The sequence below is a fragment of the Sphaerisporangium melleum genome (assembly GCF_014646695.1).
Lineage (GTDB): Bacteria > Actinomycetota > Actinomycetes > Streptosporangiales > Streptosporangiaceae > Sphaerisporangium > Sphaerisporangium melleum.
The window spans coordinates 390-2,621 of record NZ_BMNT01000106.1; the positions used below are offsets into that span (position 1 = coordinate 390).

Annotated in this window: 1 protein-coding gene; it reads left to right on the forward strand. The window is 69.8% G+C overall.

Annotated features, from left to right (window positions below):
* Positions 1-2,232, forward strand: a 2,232-nt coding sequence (locus IEY93_RS37290) for a type I polyketide synthase (protein ID WP_229691813.1), incomplete at both ends; no start/stop codon positions are given.

The following is a 2,232-nucleotide window of genomic DNA, read 5'->3' on the forward strand; positions in this document are numbered from 1 at the left end:
TGGATTCGACTCGTTGACGGCGGTGGAGTTCCGCAACCGGGTCGGCAAGGTCACCGGGCTTCGGCTGCCCGCCACGCTCATCTTCGACTACCCCACGGCGGAGACGCTCGTCGAATATCTGTCCGCCGAACTGGCCGGCGAACATGCCGAGCAGGCGGCGGTACGGGTGTCCGTGGTGGACGAGCCGATCGCGATCGTGGGTATGGCGTGCCGTTTCCCCGGTGGTGTGGTGTCGCCGGAGGGTCTGTGGGAGCTGGTCGCGGGTGGTGGCGATGCGATCGGGGAGTTCCCGTCGGATCGTGGGTGGGATCTGGAGCGGTTGTACGACCCGGACCCGGCGAGTAAGGGCACCAGTTATGTCCGCCATGGTGGGTTCCTGTACGACGCGGGGCAGTTCGACGCCGGGTTCTTCGGGATCTCGCCGCGTGAGGCGCTGGCGATGGATCCGCAGCAGCGGTTGCTGCTGGAGACGTCCTGGCAGGCGATGGAGCGGGCGGGGATCGACCCGCATGGGCTGCGCGGCAGCCGGACAGGTGTGTTCGCCGGGGTCATGTACCACGACTACGCCGCCAAACTCGGCTCCGTCCCCGAGGAACTCGAAGGGCTGATCGGCACCGGAACCTCGGGCAGCGTGGCCTCTGGCCGTGTGTCGTACAGCTTCGGTTTCGAGGGTCCCGCGGTCACGGTGGACACCGCCTGCTCGTCGTCGTTGGTGGCGTTGCATCTGGCGGCGCAGGCGTTGCGTGCGGGTGAGTGTGATCTGGCGCTGGCCGGTGGTGTGACGGTGATGGCGACACCGACCACCTTCGTGGAGTTCTCCCGTCAGCGTGGTCTGGCCCCTGACGGTCGGTGCAAGGCGTTCGGCGCGGGCGCGGACGGCACCGGCTGGGGTGAGGGCGTCGGGATGCTGCTGGTGGAGCGGCTGTCGGACGCTCGCCGGAACGGGCACCGGGTGCTGGCGGTGGTGCGGGGTTCGGCGATCAATCAGGACGGTGCGAGCAACGGTCTGACGGCGCCGAACGGTCCGTCGCAGCAGCGGGTGATCCGCCAGGCGCTGGCCAACGCGGGGCTTGCCCCGGTGGACGTGGATGCGGTCGAAGCACACGGGACCGGTACGACGCTTGGTGATCCGATCGAGGCGCAGGCGTTGCTGGCCACCTATGGCCAGGACCGCGATGCGGATCGGCCGTTGTGGCTGGGATCGGTGAAGTCGAACATCGGTCATGCGCAGGCCGCTGCGGGTGTGGCCGGTGTGATCAAGATGGTCATGGCGATGCGCAACGGCGTCCTGCCCAAGACACTGCACACGGACGAGCCGTCGCCGCACGTGGACTGGTCGGCGGGTGCGGTGGAGTTGCTGACCGAGACGCGGGAGTGGGAGCGGCCGGACCGTCCCCGTCGCGCGGCGGTCTCCTCGTTCGGGATCAGCGGCACCAACGCCCACGTCATCATCGAGCAAGGCGAGTCTCCCGAGCCTGCCCAGGTCGCCGAGGGTCCCTTGAGCGTAGACGGGCCGAAGGTGGCGCCATGGCTGGTCTCGGCGAAGTCGGCGGTGGCGTTGCGTGCGCAGGCGGAGCGGCTTGCGGAGTGGGTGCGGGCGTCCGCCGGGGTGGATGTGGTGGGTGCCGCGTGGGCGCTGGCGGCCGGTCGTGCGGTGCTGGAGCATCGTGCGGTCGTGGTCGGTGCGGACCCTGCCGAGATGCTGGCCGGTCTGCGCGCCCTGGCCGCGGGTGAGGCCGCTCCGGGTGTGGTGACCGGGAGTGGGTCCGGTGGGAAGCTCGCCGTGCTGTTCGCGGGTCAGGGTGCGCAGCGGGTCGGTATGGGTCGTGAGCTGGCGGAGCGTTTCCCGGTGTTCGCGGAAGCGTTGGACGAGGTCTGCGCGGTGCTGGACCCGCTGCTGCCGCATTCTCTGCGTGAGGTGATGTTCGCCGGTCCTGAGGCGGCGCTGAACGAGACGGGGATGACGCAGCCGGCTCTGTTCGCGTTCGAGGTGGCGTTGTACCGGCTCTTTGAGTCGCTGGGTGTACGGCCGGATGTGCTGGCCGGTCATTCGGTGGGGGAGATCGCCGCCGCGCACGTCGCCGGGGTGTTCTCTCTGGCGGATGCGTGTGCGCTGGTGGCGGCCCGGGCTCGTCTCATGCAGGCGCTTCCGTCTGGTGGCGCGATGCTGGCGGTGGCCGCTGCCGAGCAGGATGTGCTGCCGTTGCTGGCCGGCCGGGAGGGCGAGGTCGG